Origin of the sequence: Citricoccus sp., assembly GCF_035445025.1 — a bacterium.
In the GTDB taxonomy this organism is placed as follows: Bacteria; Actinomycetota; Actinomycetes; order Actinomycetales; family Micrococcaceae; genus Citricoccus.
The window spans coordinates 1-3,799 of record NZ_DAOMPX010000120.1 but is presented as its reverse complement, the minus strand read 5'-3'; the positions used below and the strand labels follow the sequence as shown (position 1 = coordinate 3,799).

The 3,799-nt window shown below is 72.5% G+C and carries 3 protein-coding genes and 1 pseudogene; all 4 read left to right on the top strand.

Features of this window, described 5'->3' with window-relative positions; translation table 11 throughout:
- Nucleotides 1–230, top strand: a pseudogene (locus PLJ28_RS15245) (aldose epimerase); the annotation flags it as partial.
- A 19-nt stretch (nt 231–249) separates the two neighbouring features.
- Nucleotides 250–1,785, top strand: coding sequence for an AI-2E family transporter (locus tag PLJ28_RS15240; RefSeq protein WP_324590376.1), 1,536 nt, complete (start codon nt 250–252; stop codon nt 1,783–1,785).
- Between the two features lie 158 nt (nt 1,786–1,943).
- A complete protein-coding gene (gene ilvA / locus PLJ28_RS15235) occupies nt 1,944–3,158 on the top strand; it encodes a threonine ammonia-lyase (protein ID WP_221243445.1) in 1,215 nt (404 codons plus the stop codon).
- Between the two features lie 49 nt (nt 3,159–3,207).
- On the top strand, nt 3,208–3,786 hold the full coding sequence (locus tag PLJ28_RS15230) for a DoxX family protein (RefSeq protein ID WP_324590375.1): 579 nt from the start codon (nt 3,208–3,210) through the stop codon (nt 3,784–3,786).
- The last annotated feature ends 13 nt before the right edge of the window (nt 3,787–3,799 follow it).

Genomic DNA, 3,799 nt, shown 5'->3' with positions numbered 1-3,799 from the left:
ACCACCACGTGCTGGCCGCCCCGGACGGCCGGAGCGTGGAGCTGTGGACCGAACCGGCCTACGGCTACGTGCACGTGTTCTTCACGGACAGGTTCCCCGGCCGCCACCGAGCGGTGGCGGTGGAGCCGATGACCGCCCCGGCCAACGCCCTCAACAGTGGCGAGGGCCTGGCCTGGATCGGCGCGGGTGGCCAGTTGGCAGCCGCCTGGGGCATCACCGGGCGACTGTGACCCACCAGGAGGCAAGCCCTTGAGCACCACCCCCCAGCCGACGCCCGGGAACGGGGCCGAACTGGCCGTCCCGGGACGTGATCCCCTGCTCACGGCATCCCAGCAGGCCAACCGGGTCGCCACCGACGTCCCCTACGGACTGACGGTCGCCGCCGCCTGGTCCTGGCGCGTCCTGCTGGTGCTGGCCATGGCCGGGGCGAGCATCTGGCTGCTCAGCCACGTGTCCCTGCTGGTCATCCCGTTGATCATCGCGGCGCTGCTCGCCACGCTGCTCAATCCCGTGCACCAGCGGTTCCGCCGCTGGGGCGTGCCCACCGGCCTGTCCGTGACGGCGATCATCATCGGCTTCCTGACGATCATCGTGGGCCTGCTGACCCTCGTCGGCCAGCAGCTGACCGTGGGCTTCACGGACATGCGCGACCAGATCATGGTCGGCGTCCAGGGCATCGTCGCCTGGCTCGCCAGCGTGGGCGTGACCACGGACCAGTGGAACGACATCTTCGCCAACCTCGGCGACACCGTCCGCAACAACAGCCAGCAGATCCTCTCCGGCGCCCTGGGCTTCGGCTCGACGGCCGGCAACATCGCGGCCGGCACCGTGCTGGCCGTGTTCGCCCTGATCTTCTTCCTCTACGACGGCCAGCGGATCTGGCGGTTCTGTCTGAACTTCGTGCCCCACCGTCACCGCGAGGCCATCGACGGGGCCGGCAAGGCCGGCTGGAACTCCCTGGGCAGTTACGTGCGGGTGCAGATCTTCGTGGCCTTCGTGGACGCCGTCGGCATCGGTACCGGCGCCTGGGTCCTGGGCGTGCCGCTGGCCCTGCCGCTGGGCGTGCTGGTGTTCTTCGGGTCCTTCATCCCGCTGGTCGGTGCCTTCCTGACCGGCGCCGTGGCGGTGCTGCTGGCCCTGGTGGCCAACGGCCCCGTCAACGCGCTGATCATGCTGGGCGTCGTGCTGCTCGTGCAGCAGATCGAGGGCAACGTCCTGCAGCCCCTCGTCATGGGCCGGGCGGTCAGCCTGCACCCGCTGGCCGTGTTCCTGGCGGTCTCGGGGGGCACGGCCGTGCTGGGCCTCGTGGGCGCCGTCTTCGCGGTCCCGCTGATGGCGTTCCTCAACGCGACGATCAAGTACTTCCACGCCCGGCCGTGGCTGGAGGGCGACCAGGAACCCGGACCGGACGTCCCGCGGGAGGGGACGCTGAAGGAGCGCGCCGCCGAGCTCGAGGGGCCGTGGGGCCGTGCCTACGAGACCATCGACGGGGTGGTGCGCAAGGCCACCGGGGGAGCCGACGGTGCCGAGGGCCGGGGCGGCACCAGCGTCACGGAACGACGCCGGGCGCGCCGTGAACTCAAGCGGTCCCAGACCCGTTCCCGCTTCCTCCCCCGGCGCTGGCGTGACCACGGCGGCGCCGGCACGGCGGACGACGACGGCCCCGACGCCGCCCGCGTGAGTCCCGACGGCGGCAATGTGCGCGGCGGGACCGGTCCGGGGGAGGACAATACGGGGATGGACCGCTCCGGCCGCCGGCCGGACCAGGACGGAGGACACCAGTGACCACGACCCCGCAGAGCCAACGTCCGGAGCACGCCCCGGACGACGCCACCGTGCCGGCCGAGGCCGGTGTTGACGCCGGTGCCGACGCCGTGGGTGAGGCCTCCGGGACCCGCCCGGTCCTGCCCGTCACCCTGGCCGACATCGAACAGGCCCGCGAGATGCTGCGGGACGTCATCGTCCCGACGCCGCTGGACCACTCCCGGGCCCTGGGACGGGTCACGGGCGCCACGGTGCACCTCAAGTGCGAGAACCTCCAGCGCGCCGGATCATTCAAGGTCCGGGGCGCCTACGTGCGGATGGCCAAGCTCAGCGACGAGGAGAAGGCCCGCGGCGTGGTGGCCGCCTCGGCCGGCAACCACGCCCAGGGAGTGGCCCTGGCCGCCTCCAAGCTCGGGATCAAGGCACGGATCTTCATGCCCCTGGGCGTGGCCCTGCCCAAGCTCCAGGCCACCCGGGACCACGGTGCCGAGGTGGTGCTGTACGGAAACAACGTGGACGAGGCCCTCGCCGAGGCCCAGCGGTACGCCGAGGAGGTCGGCGCCGTGTTCATCCACCCCTTCGACAACGCGGACGTGGTCGCCGGTCAGGGCACCATCGGCCTGGAGATCCTCGAGCAGGCACCCGACGTCGACACCCTGGTCATGGGGATCGGCGGCGGCGGACTGCTGGCGGGGGTGGCGGTGGCCGTCAAGGAGATGGCCCGGCGCCAGGGCCGGCACATCAACATCATCGGCGTGCAGGCGGAGAACGCGGCGGCGTACCCGCCCTCGCTGGCCGCGGACGCCCTGGTGCCGCTGGAGACCGTGTCCACCATCGCCGACGGCATCGCCGTGGGCAAGCCGGGACAGATCCCGTTCCAGATCATCCGGGAGCTCGTGGACGGGGTGGTGACCGTCTCGGAGGACGCCATCGCCAACGCGCTGGTGTTCCTGCTGGAGCGCTCCAAGATGGTCGTGGAGCCGGCCGGCGGGGTCGGGGTGGCCGCCTTGCTGGAGGGCAAGCTGGCCGAGCTGGGCATCCAGTCGAAGCACACCGTGGTGCTGCTCTCGGGCGGGAACATCGACCCGATGCTGATGCTCAAGGTCATCCAGTCCGGCCTGGCCGCGGCCGGGCGTTACCTGACGGTGAAGATGTCCCTGCAGGACCGGCCCGGCGAGCTGTCCACCATCTCGCGGATCATCGCCGAGACGGACGCGAACGTCACCCGCGTGGACCACACGCGCATCGGCGGATCGCTGGGCATGGGCGACGTGACGATCACCATCGACATGGAGACCCGCGGCCTGGACCACTCCGAACAGGTGCTGGGCCGGTTGCGCGCCTCCGGGTACCAGCCGCAGGTCGACCAGCACCAGCCGCGCACCGAGCGCTAGGGTGGGCGGCGCGCACCCGCGCCACCATTCGCCCACCGGAAGGACCACGATGAGCTACGAGAACCCCACCCCCAACGCGACGACCGCCGCCCGGACGCTGTTCCGCGTCGGCCTCGGCGGCGTGCTGATCGCCCACGGCACGCAGAAGCTGTTCGGCTGGTTCGGCGGCGGTGGTCTCGAGGGAACCAGCCAGGGCCTGCACGCCATGGGCTTCCGCCCGGGCAAGACCAGCGCCGTGCTCGCCGGGGTCGGTGAGGCCGGCGCCGGCCTGGCGCTGGCCCTCGGCCTGGCGACGCCGGCCGCCGGTGCGGCAGCGGCCACGACCATGGGCGTGGCGGCCAGCGTGCACGCCCCCCAGGGCTTCTTCGCCACCGAGGGCGGCCTGGAGTACCCCGCGGTGCTCGGCCTGGCCGCCACGGCCTTCGCGGTCGGCGGGGCCGGACGGGTGTCCCTGGACGCCGTGACCGGCCACGTCCTGGACCGGCCCTGGATGCGGGCGGCTGCCGTCGCGGCCATCCCCGTGGCCATCGGCGTCCAGGTCTACCGACGCCACCAGGCGCTGGCCGCGGAGGGGACGCCGGAACCGGCCGTCACGCCCGTCGAGGAGGGCTCCACGGATCCGGCCTGAGCGGTCAGGCGGC

What these genes read in the sequence shown, in the direction of transcription:
- ilvA (WP_221243445.1), top strand. Translation starts at nt 1,944, where the DNA reads ATGCTGCGGGACGTCATCGTCCCGACGCCGCTGGACCACTCCCGGGCC.
- PLJ28_RS15230 (WP_324590375.1), top strand. Translation starts at nt 3,208, where the DNA reads ATGAGCTACGAGAACCCCACCCCCAACGCGACGACCGCCGCCCGGACG.